The organism is Streptomyces sp. NPDC002386 (assembly GCF_053593175.1).
This window is the reverse complement of record NZ_JBSFBX010000005.1, coordinates 72,264-85,276: the sequence shown is the minus strand read 5'-3', so window position 1 is coordinate 85,276 and position 13,013 is coordinate 72,264. Positions and strand designations below refer to the sequence as shown.

Sequence of the window (13,013 nt, the reverse complement as noted above, 5' to 3'; positions counted from 1 at the left end):
GGAGTGGGCGCGGGATGGCGCGCGGCGGACGCCGCACGGCACATTGGTTGCGTCACGCAGAAACATACCCCGAATCTCCTGCGTCGCGCAGGCAATGTCGGCGCGACCGGCGTCCTCCGCCCCGAGAGGCGGACGCTCAGGGCTCGCGGTGCTCGTGTGCCGCCTGCTCCAGGGCCTCCGCCTCGGCCTCGGCGAGGCGGGTCTCGGCCTCCACGTCGACGGAGCGTGTCAGCCACCAGTACAGGGCCGCGGAGACCGGCAGCCCGATGAACAGCGAGATGTCGGCTCCGCCCAGCGCCTCGGCGGCGGGGCCGACGAACAGCTTCCCGACGGCGAAGAACGGCACCATGACGGCGAAGCCCACCAGGTAGGAGATGATGCCGTGCCATCCCCAGCGGCCGTAGATGCCCCGGGGGTTGAAGATCTCCGCGATCGCGTAGTGGCCGCGGCGCACGACGTAGTAGTCCATGAGGTTCACCGCGGTCCACGGGATGAACAGGTAGAGCACCAGCAGCAGGAAGTCGTTGAAGTTCTCCAGGAAGTGGGCGGTCGCGGCGAGCGCGCCGACCAGCGAGAGCGCCGCGGTCAGCCCGAGGGTCAGCAGCCGTACGCCCAGGGTGGGCCGCACCCGCCGGAAGGAGTCCATACCGCTGATGAGGGTCAGCGAACCGCCGTACATGTTCAGCGCGGTGACGGAGACCAGGCCCAGGGAGGCGAAGAGCAGCACGATCGCGCCGAACCCGTTGAACACCTTGTCGCCGGCCGCGTTGATGGACCGGATCGTGTCGAAGTCCTTGCCGGCCCAGGCGGCCAGCAGGGTGCCGAGCACCATCAGCCAGATGCCGCCGAGCGCGGAGCCGAAGTAGGTCCAGTAGAAGGTCTTGCGGACCGTCACGTCCGGCGGCAGGTAACGCGAGTAGTCCGAGACGTAGATGGCCCAGCTGATCTGGTAGCCGGCGACCACGCCGAACTGGGCGAGGAACGGGGTCCACCGGAAGCCGCCGAGGTCGAAGGAGCCCGCCGGGTAGTGCAGGGTGACCAGGACGCCGATGGTGAAGACGCCGAAGACGACGAGGAAGGTGTAGGTCAGGAAGCGTTCGGCCTTGTGGATGATGTCGTAGCCCACCAGCGCGATGACCAGTGCGACGGCGGTGACCACGACCACCCACAGTTTGACGCCCCCGTGCAGCGTGGTGTGCAGGGCGTCGGCGGCGAGGATGCTGTTGAAGACGTTGAATCCCGCGTACTGCACATAGGCGAAGAGCCACACCAGCAGGGCGCCGACGTAGCCGAACTGGGGCCGCGACTGGATCATCTGCGGCAGGCCGAGCTGCGGGCCCTGGGCCGAGTGGAAGGCCATGAAGAAGGTGCCGATGACGGTGCCGGCGACGATGGCCAGCAGCGACCAGATCAGGTTGCCGCCCTCGGTGATGCTGATCAGCCCCACCGCCAGCGTGGCGATCTGCGCGTTGGACATGAACCACAGCGGCCCCAGATGCCAGAGCCTGCCGTGCCGCTCGTTCAGGGGCACGTAGTCGATGGACCGGACCTCCAGCCCGGACACCCTGGACTCGCCTGATGTGCTCATGACGCCTCCCGGACGTGTCGCGCCTCCGTGGTCTCATTCTGCGCCCAGCGGGATCTGTTGCTCTGCTCACAAATCGCCCCGAAGGGGCCTTTTCGTGGCAGTGGTCACTTCGCCGCGGGGGTGTTCTGGCTACGTTCGCAAGTCCGTGTCCCTGACCCCGCACCGCCGAGGCCTGCCACCATGCCGTTCCGAACCTCCCCCTTCCCGCGTCCGGGCAAGCGCGCGGCCGCCTGCGGCGCGCTCGCGGCCGCCGCGGTGACGCTGCTGACGTCCGCCGCCTCGGCGGCCCCCGCGACGGCGCGGGCCGCCGCCGGACCGGCGGACTTCCCGGCGTCGGTCGGCGCGCACGGCAAGGCGCGGGTGAGCGCCGCGGTCCTCGACCTGGACCGCCCGGGCCACACACCCACGGTGTTCGGCAAGAGCGCGCCCTACGACACGGCCAGCATCGTCAAGGTCGACATCCTCGCCGCGCTGCTGCTCAAGGCGCAGGACTCGGGGCGCTCCCTGACCTCCGACGAGCGCGCGCAGACCAAGAAGATGATCGAGCACAGCGACAACGCGGCGGCGAACACCCTGTGGCGGCGCATCGGGCTCGCCCCGGGTCTCCAGGCGGCGAACAAGCGGCTGGGGCTGACCGAGACCAAGGGCGGCCCCGGCGGCAAGTGGGGCCTGACCCGGACCACGGCCGCCGACCAGATACGCCTGCTGCGCGCGGTGTTCGACGCCGGACCGGCCACGAAGACGGGTTCCGGGCCGGCGCTGAGCGCCGCGTCCCGCGCCTGCGTCCGCACACTGATGAGCCACGTCGCCGACGACCAGTCATGGGGCGTCTCGGCGGCCGGCCGCTCCGGGTGGGCCCTGAAGAACGGCTGGCTGCAGCGCGACACGACCGACCTGTGGGACGTCAACAGCGTCGGGCGGGTCACGGCGGGCGGACACCACTACCTGGTCGCGGTCCTGACGGACGGCAGCAAGACGATGAAGGACGGCGTCTCGCTGGTGGAGCGGGCGGCGCGGACCGCCGTGTCCACCACGACGGCCCCCTAGGGGGCGTCTCCCCCTAGGTCACACGGCACGGCCCCGGTGCCACGGCGAGGGCGCCCGTACGGGCACCACCCGGGCGGGTCACCGTCGTGCGGGGCCGCGGCCCGGCTCGCTCAGGGCGTCGCCAGGCCCTCGGCCGGCCGGTCGAGGGGAATGCCCAGCCGCCCCGCCACCGCGGTCAGGGCCGCTCCCAGGGGGAGCGCGACGCGGGTGCGGGCATGGCGGTCACCCCGGGTGGGGTCCTGGTTGATGATCAGCACCGGCTTCTCGCACTGGGCCGCCAGACGGACGAACCGGAGGCCGGACATCACCGTCAGGGAGGAGCCGAGCACCAGCAGTGACGCGGCCCCGCGGACCATGGCGCGGCAGTGCTCGACCCGCTCCGGCGGAACGGCTTCGCCGAAGAACACGACGTCGGGCTTCAGGATGCCGCCGCAGACCGCGCAGGGCAGCACGCGGAAGTCGCCGACCTGCTCGTCGGTCAGATCGGCGTCTCCGTCCGGGTTGATGCCCGCGGCCACCGGGTCGAAGCCCGGGTTGGCCTCCTCCAGGCGCCGGGCGAGCTCGCGGCGCGGGCTGAAGGTGCCGCAGGACAGGCAGACGACCCGGTCCAGGCTGCCGTGGAGCTCCACGGCAGCCACGGTGCCCGCGGCCTGGTGCAGGCGGTCCACGTTCTGGGTGATCACGCCGGAGAGCAGGCCGTGCCGTTCGAAGGCGGCCACGGCCCGGTGACCGGCGTTCGGCCGCGCGCGGCCGAAGGTGCGCCAGCCGAGGTGACTGCGCGCCCAGTACCGGCGCCTGGCCAGGGCGTCGGCGGTGAACTCCTGGTACGTCATCGGGGTGTGCCGGCTCAGGCTGCCGCCCTCGCCCCGGTAGTCGGGGATGCCCGACTCCGTGGAGATGCCGGCCCCGCTGAGCACCAGCACACCGCCGGTGCCCAGCGCGTCGGCGACCGGCTCCAGGTCCGTGGTGGCCGGAGGCAGGTCCTCGGCGGGGGTCCAGCTCAGGGTGGGGCGCATGCGCATGCCGCCAGGGTACGGAACCGGCCGCCGCGGCCCGCCCGCGCTCAGGTCGCCCCCTCCCCCGGCGTGCCGCGCGGGGCCCGGGTCAGACCGGCTTGACGGAGGTCACCGCGGTCGCCGTGACCGTGTTGTCGCACTCGGCGAAGACCCCGTCGTCCAGGGCCACCTGGTGCGCTCCCGCACCGGGCAGGCCGATCACCAGCGTCGGGTAGGCGGCGGGCTCCGCGCCGGACGCGCAGTAGCCGTCGCCCTCGCCCTGCACCTGTACGAAGGTCAGCTTCACCCACGCCTTGCCGCCCGGCGCGAGCTGCACGCCGGCCGCGGTGCCCTGCGGGGTGACCGACAGCGGCGTGTTGTGCTCGGGCGAGCCGTTGCCCGCCCCGGCCACCGTGGGGTGGCCCCGCAGCACACAGGCACCGCCGGAGACGTTGGTGAACTCCACGACCGCCGCGCCGGTGCCCGTGCCGTCCGGGCGGTCGGCGGCCTGGTAGGCCCTGGCCTTCAGAGCCGTGGCCGGGCACGGCGGCGCGGGCTTCGCCGAGGTGTGGGACACCGGTGAGGCGGGGACCGCCGTGGCGGTCGGGGTGCCGCCGGCGGCGGGCCCGGAGGCCGCGGGCGCCGGGCTCGTGGGCGTGGAGGCGTGTCCGGCGGACGCGGTGGGGGAAGCGGCGGTGGTCGCCGTTGCCGGGGACGCCCCGGCGGCCGGCTCGTCGCCGGACCGGCAGGCCGCCAGCGACAGGACGGCCGCGATCACGGCGGCGGCGGATGTGGTGACCCGGACGGTGCTGCGGTGCTGCATTAGATCCCCCGATGGTTCGAAGTGCTCAGGTCGCCCGGCTCGGCGCCGGTGCTCAACCACCCAGACAGAGGGGCCTGACCAGGGGTTCCGCGGCGGCTCACCTGTGACAAGGCGGTGACGGTAACGGGTTCGGATCGGCACGGAACCCGCCCGCGGGAGGTGGCCGCCGTGATTCCCGGCGACGATGGAGTTCTGGGCGACCGGCTGGGAGGCGGGTATGACGGTGAACCGTGTCGGCCTCGTCGTGCACGGCGGACGGGCGGAGGCCGTGGCCGCCGCGCGTGCCGCGCGCGAGTGGTGCGCGGAGTACGCGGTGGCCTGTGCCGACATCGACGTGTGGCAGGAGGGCGAGCGGCACAGTGCCCGGGAGGAGATGGCCACGGCCGGTGATCCGGACCTGATCGTCACCCTGGGCGGTGACGGGACGTTCCTGCGCGGTGCCCGGCTGGCGGCGGAGAACGACGCCCTGGTGCTGGGCGTCGATCTCGGCCGGGTGGGCTTCCTGACCGAGGTGCCCGCTCCGGCGGTGCGCGCCGCGCTGGACGCCGTGCGCGAGGAGCGGATCACGGTCGAGAACCGGATGCTGCTCACCCTGCGGGCCTCGTGCCGGCTGGAGGTGCCGGAGCACATGGAGGCGCTGGTGCGCTACGGCCGCGGTCCGATGCTGCCGCCGCCCCGGGTGCGCCCGGAGTGCGAGGTCGGTGACGACTGGGGCGTCGCCCTGAACGTGGTCGCGCTGAACGACGTGGTGCTGGAGAAGCTGACCCGGGACCGGCAGGTCTCGGTGGGCGTCTATCTCGCCGGCCGGCTGCTCGCCGCCTATTCGGCCGACGCCCTGCTGGTGGCCACGCCCACGGGCTCGACGGCGTACAGCTTCGCCGCGGGCGGCCCGGTGGTCTCACCCCGCGCGGAGGGCCTGATCTTCACCCCGGTCGCCCCGCACATGGCGTTCAACCGCTCGGTCGTGGCCGCCCCGGACGAGCCGATCGCGCTGCGCGTTCTGGAACGGTCCGGGCAGGCCGCCGTCAGTATCGACGGGCAGGTGCGCGGGGTGCTGAACCCCGGGGACTGGATCGGCGTGTACGCCGCTCCCCGCCGGCTCAAGGCGGTCCGGCTGGGCCCGGTGGACTTCTACGGCCGGCTGCGCGAGCGGATGAACCTCACGGACGCTCCCGCCGCGCTCGCCGACGGCGACGTGGCTCCCCTGTGGCCGGTGACCACACCTCCGCCGGGCGACCTCGCGCACCTCGCGCTGCCCACCGCCCCGCGTCCGGCGCCGCCCCTGTCCTGACCCTCGGCGAACTCGCGGCAGTTCCCCCCGCTCCGCGTGCAACCATTCGCCATATCCGCATGTCTCATCTCATAACAGCATGGCGTGACCAAGGGGGACATCATGCGGAGAACAGGGGTAATAGCGACAGCTCTCGTCCTGGCGGGTGCCGGACTGGGCGGCGTGGCGGCGGCCGCGGACGCGGCTCCGGCGGCCGCCGCGCGGGCCACGGCCTGTCCGACCGGCTGGGGCAGCGGGGCCAAGGGCGGTACGGCCACCGGGGCGGTGCCGCTGAGGAACATCAGGACCGGCCGGCACGACTGCTACGACCGCATGGTGTTCGACGTTCCGGGCGGCGGCCGCGCGGTCGGCTACTCCGTCCGGTACGTGGACCGGCTCCGGCAGAGCGCCACCGGGCACATCATCCCGGTGGGCGGCGGGGCCGTGCTGGACGTCCATGTCGGCGCGCCGAGCTACGACCCGGAGACCGGCGCGGTCACGTACCCGGGGCGGGTGGGCCGCACCCTGCCGGGCGTGAACGTCCACGGGTACCGCACCTTCCGGGACACCCGGTTCGCCGGCAGCTTCGAGGGCGAGACGCAGGTGGGTCTCGGCGTACGGGCCCGGCTGCCGTTCCGGGTCCAGCAGGTGTCGGGCCGCCTGGTCGTCGACGTGGCCCACAACTGGACGGGCGGCCGCTGACCGCGGCCGCGGTTCCCGGCCCGGGTCACATCTGGGAGCGGGTGGCGCCGAAGTGCGTCTCGTGGTTCCAGACGTGACGGCAGGACGGGCACTGCAGGTGCAGCAGGCTGCCGGTGTTGGAGAGCAGGTAGCGCCAGTGCCCACGGCACGGGCGCCCCTGCTCGCACGTGGCGCAGCCGCGGCGGTCGTCGCAGTTCGGGCAGGCCACCCAGGCCCGGCGGCCGATGTCGGCCTGCGGATCAAGCGGCAGCATCGCCGCCGCCGCGCCGCGGCAGCACACCGGCCGCGATCAGCTCCTCGTACAGCCGCTGCTGTTCGTCGTCGAGGCCGGAGTACAGCAGGTCGTACGCCGCCTCCTCACCGTGCAGCGCCGCGACGGGGTCCCATCCGGCGCCGAGGGCGGCCACGGTGTGCGTGCGCCGGAGCATCTCGTGGGAGCTGAGGTCGACGGTGAACTCGACCGGCTCGGCGGTGCCGGGCCGGCCGGCCGGGGGCGCGCCCGTCGTGACGGATTCGTCCGGTTCGCCATTGATGATGGGGTCATGGGTGGACATGCGTCCGAACGTAGGTACGCCCAGGCCGCCGCGGCAAGAGCAGGTGGGAGAAGTCACAGGGTCAGCGGGCGACGAGTCCGGCGAACCTCTCGGTGTCGATGTTGCCGCCGGAGGCGATGACGCCGATCCGCCGCGGCGGGCTCTCGACGCGCCCGGCCATCAGGGCGGCCAGGGCGCTCGCGCCGCTCGGTTCGAGGACGATCTTCAGGCGTTCGAAGACGAACCGCATGGCGTCCACGATCTCCTCGTCGCTGACGACGCAGACGGCGTCGACGAGCCGCTGGTTGATCGGGAAGGTGATCTCGCCGGGCGTGGCGAGGGCCTGGCCGTCGGCGATGGTGCGGGGCACCGGGATGGTGACGCGCGCGCCACTGGCCAGGGAGAGCCTGGTGTCGTCGCCCGCTTCGGGCTCCACGCCGACCACGCGGATGCCGGGGTGCAGCGCCTTGGCCGCGGTGGCGCTGCCGGCGATGAGACCGCCGCCGCCGACCGGCACCAGGAGGGCGTCGAGTTCCCCGGTCTCCTCCAGGAGTTCGAGGGCCGCCGTGCCCTGGCCGGCGATGACGTGCGGGTGGTCGTAGGGCGGGATCAGGGCCAGGCCGCGGTCCTCGGCGAGGGCCTCGCCGAGCGCGGTGCGGTCCTGGGCGTAGCGGTCGTAGGTGACGACCTCGGCGCCGTATCCGGCGGTGGCCGCGAGCTTGGAGCGGGGGGCGTCCTCGGGCATCAGGATCACGGCGCTGGTGCCCAGTTCGCGGGCGGCCAGCGCGGTCGCCTGGGCGTGGTTGCCGGAGGAGTAGGCGGCGATGCCCTTGGCGAGCTGAGCGGGCGAGAGCTGGGCGGCGGCGTTGTAGGCGCCGCGGAACTTGAAGGCGCCGACCCGCTGGAAGTTCTCGCACTTGATGAACACCTCGGCGCCGACGGCCGAGTTCAGCGTGCGGGAGGTGAGGACGGGGGTGCGGTGGGCGATGCCCCGGAGGCGGGCGGCGGCCGCCCGGACGTCGTCGAACGTGACGGGTGATGCGGCGGCCATTGCTGGTTCCTTACGGCAGGAGCGGGCGGGGTTGACGGGCGGGACGGCGGCCGGTGGACACGGCCGGCTCGGCGGGTGTCACCAGCCGGCGACGCGGTTCCAGACCGCCCGGATCGCGGGCGCGGAGGGGGCGGGCGGGGTGCCGTCGACGACGTGGTAGCCGTGGTGCTGGGCGGCGGTGGCGCAGGCGTGGTTGGGCAGGACGCGCAGCCGGGTGCCGATGGGCAGGTCGGGCGGGCGGGCGCCGTCGCGGGCGGTGAGGGTGCCGTGCTCCTGGCTGGCGGCGGTCATGACGAGTCCGGGGACGAGCCGTCCGTCGAGGCTGGCGACCAGTCCGTAGCCCTGGTCCTGGGGCTGGGCGGAGGTGCCGCGGTCCCGGGACATGGCCATCCAGCCGCCGTCGGTGATGATCCAGCCGTACTCGGGGCGGTGGCCGATGACGGTGACGACGACCGACAGGGCGAGGTCGTCCAGGTCGCAGACGCCGAGGCCGGCCATGACGAGGTCGAAGAAGACGTAGTTCCCGGCGCGCAGTTCGGTGACGCCGGTCAGGTCCTCGGCGGCGTGGGCGGTGGGGGTGGAGCCGACGCTGACGACGGGCACGGGCAGGCCCGCGGCGCGCAGCCGCCCGGCCGCCGCGACGGCGGCGTCGCGTTCCCCCTCCGCCGCCCGGCGCCGCTCCTCGGCGGTGTGGGCGAAGTAGGACTCGCCCGCGTGGGTCAGGACGCCGTCGAGGCAGCCCGCTTGGTGCAGGACGCGGCCGACGTCGACGAGTTCCGGCGCGTCGGGGCGCAGGCCGCCCCGGTGGCCGTCGCAGTCGATCTCGATCTGGGCGGGGACGGCGACACCCGCCTCCCTGGCCGCTTCGGCCACGGCCGTCGCCTGTGCGGCGCTGTCGAGGAGGACGCGCAGGGTGACGCCGCGGCGCAGCAGGGCGATCACCCGGGGCAGTTTGTGCGGGTCGATGCCGACGGCGTAGGTGATGTCGTCGTGGCCGCCGTCGGCGAACGCCTCGGCCTCCGCGAGGGTGGAGACGGTGACGGGGCCGGGTGCCCCGTCGTGCAGGAGCGCTGCGACGTCGAGGCTCTTGGCGGTCTTGACGTGCGGGCGCAGGGTGACGCCGAGCCGGTCGGCGTGCCGGGCCAGCCGTTCGACGTTGCGCCGCACCCGGTGCGCGTCGACGACCGCGAAAGGCGTGTCGGGGTCGGCCAGGGTCCGGGCGGGGGTGGTGGGGGCGGTCCGCGCGGGGGTGGTGGGGGCGGTGGTGGTCACAGGCCGCTGCCCACCTTCGGGCAGACGACGGTCCGCGGCGGTCATGGGTGGCCTCTCACCTGGTGTAGTTGTAGACGGTGGCACGGGACACGCCGAGCAGGTCGGCGATGGTCCGGGCGGCGTCGCGCGAGTCGAAGTAGCCCTCGGCCTGCAGGTGCCGCACGAGCGCCTTCTTGGCGTCCCGGCTCAGCGAACGCGGTGTCCCGCCGCGCTCCGCGGCGAGCGCCTCGACCGCCCGGCGCAGCTCGCGGGCGTTGCGGTCGCGCAGTGTCTCCAGTGGCTGCTCGCCGTGGCCGGTGTCGGTGGCGACGAGGCTGGACAGGGCGAGCGTGACCGGTGAGAGCACGGAGACGTCGAGGTTCAGGCAGAGGGCGGCGATGTAGTCGCCGGCGGCGTTCCTGATGCCGATCGAGGTGCTCTTCGCGGGGCGGCCGTCGGGGAACCGGTTGGGGTAGTTCTGGATGACGCCGGGGTACTCCGGGTCGGCGATACGGGCCAGGCCCAGCTCGGTGGCGGGGTCACCGACCCGGCGGCCGGAGAGGTTGTTCTCGATCGCCCGGACGGCGTGCCGGGGGTCGCGCAGGTCGTGCAGGACCACTTCGCACAGACCCGGGAACATGCGTCCGAGGGCGACGGCGATCTTCTCCGCCTCGCGGAGGAGATGTTCGTCCGCCTCGACGGACGCGGACGCCGCCGCGGCGGTGCGCCGGTGCGGCTCGGCTCCGTCCATGACGTGGTCCATCGGCATCCGCCTCGAATCTGGACTGATAATCCAACTCTGGACCGAAAGGCTAATGCCGACGCCTCGCCCCCGTCCAGTGCCGGAATCCGCCCGGGCTCAGCGGGCGGGCAGGCGGACGCCAAGCTCGGCGGCGGCCGACTTCAGCACGGGGACGAGGGCCACCAGGTCGTCCATGTCGCGCCGGAACGCGGGGGCGGCGGTGGACAGGGCGCCGAAGAGACTGCCGTCCGGCCGCAGGATGGGCACGGCCACGGCCCGCAGCCCCGCGTGGTGCTCCTCGTCGACGGTGGCGTAGCCGAGGCCGGCGGCGCGGGCGACCTCTGCGCGCAGGACGTCGCGGTCGGTGATGCTGTTCGGTCCGTACGGAGTGAGCTCGACGCGGTCCAGCAGGTCGGCGCGTACCTCGTCGGGCGCGAAGGCCATCAGCACCTTGCCCATCGAGGTGCAGTGCAGCGGCCCGTGCCGGCCCGGCTCGCTGCGCACGCCGACCGGCAGGGGGCCGTCCACGTAGTGCACGTACAGGTGCCGGGTGCCGTCGAGCACCGACATCAGGGTCGCTTCCTCGGTCTGCCGGGTCACGCGCCGCATGACCGGCAGGGCGGTGCCGGCGAAACCGTAGGCCTGCGCGGCCTGCTGGCCGAGCTGGAACAGCCTCAGCCCCGGCTTGTAGCGCTTGCCGTCGGGCTCGAACTCCACCAGGCCTTCGCGGCGCAGCGTGTTGAGCAGCCGGTGGGCGGTGCTCACGGGGACGCCGCTCTCGCGGGCCAGCACGGACAGGGTGCCGCCGTGCGCGTGCTCACCGACCAGGACGAGCAGCCGGATCGCCCGGCCCACGACGTCCGCCGGAGCCGCGCCGGGATCACTGGAGTCACTGGAGGTCACAGCCGCAAGATACTCGACTTTCCATTCAGTGGAAAGGCATTTCATTCAGTGGTTGACATTGATCCTCGGCCGTGACCACGATGCTTTCCGCTGAGCAGAGATTCTTTCCATTCAATGGAAAGACTGGTCCTGGAACGCGGTCGAGGCCACCCGGAGGACGACACACATGAGCCATCCCCTTTTCGACGTCACCGGCAAGGTGGCCCTGGTCACCGGCTCGAGCCGCGGTATCGGCAAGGCACTGGCCCGGGGCCTGCTGGAGGCGGGCTGCACGGTCGTCCTCAACGGCCGGGAAGCCGCGGCGCTGGAGGCGGCCCGCGCGGAGCTGGCCGCGGAGTTCGGGGACGCGGTCGTCGCGGAGGCGTTCGACGTCACCGACTCCGCCGCGGTAGCCGGCGCCGTCGCCCGGATCGAGGACGAGGTGGGACCGGTCGGCGTCCTGGTGAACAACACCGGGGCCCAGCGCCGCGCGCCCCTGCTGGACTTCACCGACGAGGACTGGCACACCCTGCTGGACACCAACCTCACCAGCGCCTTCCTGGTCGGCCGTGAGGTGGCCCGGCGCATGGTGCCGCGTGGGCACGGCAAGATCGTCAACATCTGCTCGCTGCAGAGCGAGGCGGTGCGCCCCGGCATCGCGCCCTACTCCGCGACCAAGGGCGGCCTGAAGATGCTCACCAAGGGCATGTGCGCCGACCTGGGGCCGCACGGCCTCCAGGTCAACGGCATCGGCCCGGGCTACTTCGACACCGAGCTGACCTCCGCGCTGGTCGCCGACGAGGAGTTCAGCGCCTGGGTGCGCGGACGCACCCCGGCCGGGCGCTGGGGCGACGTCGCGGACCTCGTCGGCGCCCTGCTCTTCCTGTCCTCCCCGGCCTCCGACTTCGTCAACGGGCAGCTGCTGTACGTCGACGGCGGCATGCTCTCCGTCCTGTGACCGTGAAGGAGCCCCCGACCATGCGAGCCTGTGTCGTCCACGGAGCCGGCGATCTGCGGGTCGAGGAGCGGCCGTTCACCGGTCCCGGACCGGGTGAGATCGCGGTCGCCGTCGCCCTCGGCGGGATCTGCGGATCCGATCTGCACTACCACCACCACGGCCGCGTGGGCGACTTCGCGCTGCGCGAGCCGATGGTGCTCGGGCACGAGGTGGTCGGCCATGTCGCGGACCAGGGACCCGGCACCGGCGCACCGGACGGACCCGCGCCGGGCACCCCGGTCGCGATCCACCCGGCCACCCCCTGCGGCACCTGCGAGGAGTGCGCGCGCGGCCGGCGCAACATCTGCGGCCGCAGCCGGTACCTGGGCAGCGCCGCCCACACCCCGCACGTACAGGGCGGCTTCGCCCAGCTCATCAGCGTGCCCGCCGGCCAGGTCCGGCCGCTGCCGGCCGGCCTGAGCCTGCGGCGCGCGGTGCTCGCCGAGCCGCTGTCGGTGGCGCTGCACGCCGTGCGCCGAGCGGGCGGAGTGCGGGGCAGACGGGTCCTGGTGACCGGCGCCGGACCGATCGGCTGCCTGGTCGTGGCGGCGCTCCGGCACGCCGGGGCCGCCGAGATCGTCGTCAGCGATCTGCACGAGGAGCCGCTGCGGATCGCCTCCGCGATGGGCGCCACCGCCACGGCCCGAGCCGACCGGCACGGTGATCCGGCCTGGTCCGGGGAGTTCGACGTCGCCGTCGAGGCGTCCGGCGCGCCCGCGGGGCTGCGCACCTGCGTGGAGCGGGCGCGCCGTGGCGGCACCGTCGTACTGCTGGGACTGCTGCCGCCGGGCGAGATCGGGCTGCTCGGCAATGTCGCGGTCACCCGCGAGCTGGAGCTGCGCGGCGCCTTCCGCTTCGACACCGAGTTCGACGAGGCGCTGACGCTGCTGACCCGGGGCCTGCACGTGGAGCCCGCCGTCACCCACGTCTTCCCGCTGGAGCGGTCCGCCGCCGCGTTCGCCGTGGCCCGGGACCGCACGGTCGCCTCCAAGGTCCTGCTCGACCTGTCCGGGGACTGAGGAGGGACTGGAGGGGCTGGGGTGGCTGAAGGGGACCGGCGGCCGGACACTACTGGTGGACGGGCGTTTCCCGTGGTGTGCTGGAGGTAGCGGGAAGGACTCCTTGGAGACGC

General features: G+C 73.4%; 14 protein-coding genes. 5 read left to right on the top strand and 9 right to left on the bottom strand.

Features of this window, described 5'->3' with window-relative positions; all coding sequences use genetic code 11:
- Positions 1-136: 136 nt before the first annotated feature.
- Positions 137-1,588 (bottom strand): purine-cytosine permease family protein, encoded by a 1,452-nt coding sequence (locus ACWCPN_RS12370; RefSeq protein ID WP_451204666.1) that lies wholly within the window; start codon positions 1,586-1,588, stop codon positions 137-139.
- Positions 1,589-1,768: 180 nt separating this feature from the next.
- Between ACWCPN_RS12370 and ACWCPN_RS12365 the strand changes: the two genes are divergently transcribed.
- Positions 1,769-2,635, top strand: a complete 867-nt coding sequence (locus ACWCPN_RS12365; protein ID WP_451204664.1) for a serine hydrolase — start codon at positions 1,769-1,771, stop codon at positions 2,633-2,635.
- Between the two features lie 110 nt (positions 2,636-2,745).
- Here ACWCPN_RS12365 and ACWCPN_RS12360 read toward each other — a convergent pair whose 3' ends face one another.
- Both ACWCPN_RS12360 and ACWCPN_RS12355 read right to left on the bottom strand, forming a co-directional pair.
- Positions 2,746-3,657 (bottom strand): NAD-dependent protein deacetylase, encoded by a 912-nt coding sequence (locus ACWCPN_RS12360; RefSeq protein ID WP_451204662.1) that lies wholly within the window; start codon positions 3,655-3,657, stop codon positions 2,746-2,748.
- Between the two features lie 82 nt (positions 3,658-3,739).
- Positions 3,740-4,453, bottom strand: a complete 714-nt coding sequence (locus tag ACWCPN_RS12355) for a DUF4232 domain-containing protein (RefSeq protein WP_451204660.1) — start codon at positions 4,451-4,453, stop codon at positions 3,740-3,742.
- 217 nt (positions 4,454-4,670) lie between these two features.
- On the opposite strand from ACWCPN_RS12355, the gene ACWCPN_RS12350 reads away from it, so the two are divergent.
- Both ACWCPN_RS12350 and ACWCPN_RS12345 read left to right on the top strand, forming a co-directional pair.
- Positions 4,671-5,744: an NAD(+)/NADH kinase gene (locus ACWCPN_RS12350; RefSeq protein ID WP_451204658.1), complete on the top strand. Its 1,074-nt coding sequence runs from the start codon at positions 4,671-4,673 to the stop codon at positions 5,742-5,744.
- A gap of 102 nt (positions 5,745-5,846) precedes the next feature.
- The gene (locus tag ACWCPN_RS12345; protein ID WP_451204656.1) at positions 5,847-6,425 is read left to right on the top strand and encodes an AMIN-like domain-containing (lipo)protein; all 579 of its coding nucleotides are present in this window, start codon (positions 5,847-5,849) and stop codon (positions 6,423-6,425) included.
- Positions 6,426-6,450: 25 nt separating this feature from the next.
- Here ACWCPN_RS12345 and ACWCPN_RS12340 read toward each other — a convergent pair whose 3' ends face one another.
- The 6 genes from ACWCPN_RS12340 to ACWCPN_RS12315 form a co-directional block, all read right to left on the bottom strand.
- Positions 6,451-6,678, bottom strand: a complete 228-nt coding sequence (locus ACWCPN_RS12340; protein WP_143633568.1) for a hypothetical protein — start codon at positions 6,676-6,678, stop codon at positions 6,451-6,453.
- Entirely contained in the window at positions 6,665-6,979 is a 315-nt protein-coding gene (locus tag ACWCPN_RS12335; RefSeq protein WP_451204654.1) for a DUF6400 family protein, read from the bottom strand. Before ACWCPN_RS12335 ends, ACWCPN_RS12340 begins: the two co-directional genes overlap by 14 nt.
- A gap of 61 nt (positions 6,980-7,040) precedes the next feature.
- The gene (locus tag ACWCPN_RS12330; protein WP_451204652.1) at positions 7,041-8,009 is read right to left on the bottom strand and encodes a threo-3-hydroxy-L-aspartate ammonia-lyase; all 969 of its coding nucleotides are present in this window, start codon (positions 8,007-8,009) and stop codon (positions 7,041-7,043) included.
- 78 nt (positions 8,010-8,087) lie between these two features.
- Positions 8,088-9,281, bottom strand: coding sequence for an alanine racemase (locus ACWCPN_RS12325; protein ID WP_451204650.1), 1,194 nt, complete (start codon positions 9,279-9,281; stop codon positions 8,088-8,090).
- Between the two features lie 55 nt (positions 9,282-9,336).
- Positions 9,337-10,011: a helix-turn-helix transcriptional regulator gene (locus ACWCPN_RS12320; RefSeq protein ID WP_451204648.1), complete on the bottom strand. Its 675-nt coding sequence runs from the start codon at positions 10,009-10,011 to the stop codon at positions 9,337-9,339.
- A 108-nt stretch (positions 10,012-10,119) separates the two neighbouring features.
- The gene (locus tag ACWCPN_RS12315; RefSeq protein WP_451204646.1) at positions 10,120-10,905 is read right to left on the bottom strand and encodes an IclR family transcriptional regulator; all 786 of its coding nucleotides are present in this window, start codon (positions 10,903-10,905) and stop codon (positions 10,120-10,122) included.
- 166 nt (positions 10,906-11,071) lie between these two features.
- Here ACWCPN_RS12315 and ACWCPN_RS12310 point away from each other — a divergent pair, with 166 nt between their 5' ends.
- Complete coding sequence (locus ACWCPN_RS12310; RefSeq protein WP_451204644.1) at positions 11,072-11,842, top strand: SDR family oxidoreductase; 771 nt, start codon at positions 11,072-11,074, stop codon at positions 11,840-11,842.
- Between the two features lie 20 nt (positions 11,843-11,862).
- Positions 11,863-12,900, top strand: a complete 1,038-nt coding sequence (locus ACWCPN_RS12305) for an L-idonate 5-dehydrogenase (RefSeq protein WP_451204642.1) — start codon at positions 11,863-11,865, stop codon at positions 12,898-12,900.
- The last annotated feature ends 113 nt before the right edge of the window (positions 12,901-13,013 follow it).

Bases quoted from the DNA above. Each gene is read 5' to 3' on its own strand.
- ACWCPN_RS12370 (WP_451204666.1), bottom strand. From the start codon at position 1,588: ATGAGCACATCAGGCGAGTCCAGGGTGTCCGGGCTGGAGGTCCGGTCC.
- ACWCPN_RS12365 (WP_451204664.1), top strand. From the start codon at position 1,769: ATGCCGTTCCGAACCTCCCCCTTCCCGCGTCCGGGCAAGCGCGCGGCC.
- ACWCPN_RS12360 (WP_451204662.1), bottom strand. From the start codon at position 3,657: ATGCGCATGCGCCCCACCCTGAGCTGGACCCCCGCCGAGGACCTGCCT.
- ACWCPN_RS12355 (WP_451204660.1), bottom strand. From the start codon at position 4,453: ATGCAGCACCGCAGCACCGTCCGGGTCACCACATCCGCCGCCGCCGTG.
- ACWCPN_RS12350 (WP_451204658.1), top strand. From the start codon at position 4,671: ATGACGGTGAACCGTGTCGGCCTCGTCGTGCACGGCGGACGGGCGGAG.
- ACWCPN_RS12345 (WP_451204656.1), top strand. From the start codon at position 5,847: ATGCGGAGAACAGGGGTAATAGCGACAGCTCTCGTCCTGGCGGGTGCC.
- ACWCPN_RS12340 (WP_143633568.1), bottom strand. From the start codon at position 6,678: ATGCTGCCGCTTGATCCGCAGGCCGACATCGGCCGCCGGGCCTGGGTG.
- ACWCPN_RS12335 (WP_451204654.1), bottom strand. From the start codon at position 6,979: ATGTCCACCCATGACCCCATCATCAATGGCGAACCGGACGAATCCGTC.
- ACWCPN_RS12330 (WP_451204652.1), bottom strand. From the start codon at position 8,009: ATGGCCGCCGCATCACCCGTCACGTTCGACGACGTCCGGGCGGCCGCC.
- ACWCPN_RS12320 (WP_451204648.1), bottom strand. From the start codon at position 10,011: ATGGACGGAGCCGAGCCGCACCGGCGCACCGCCGCGGCGGCGTCCGCG.
- ACWCPN_RS12310 (WP_451204644.1), top strand. From the start codon at position 11,072: ATGAGCCATCCCCTTTTCGACGTCACCGGCAAGGTGGCCCTGGTCACC.
- ACWCPN_RS12305 (WP_451204642.1), top strand. From the start codon at position 11,863: ATGCGAGCCTGTGTCGTCCACGGAGCCGGCGATCTGCGGGTCGAGGAG.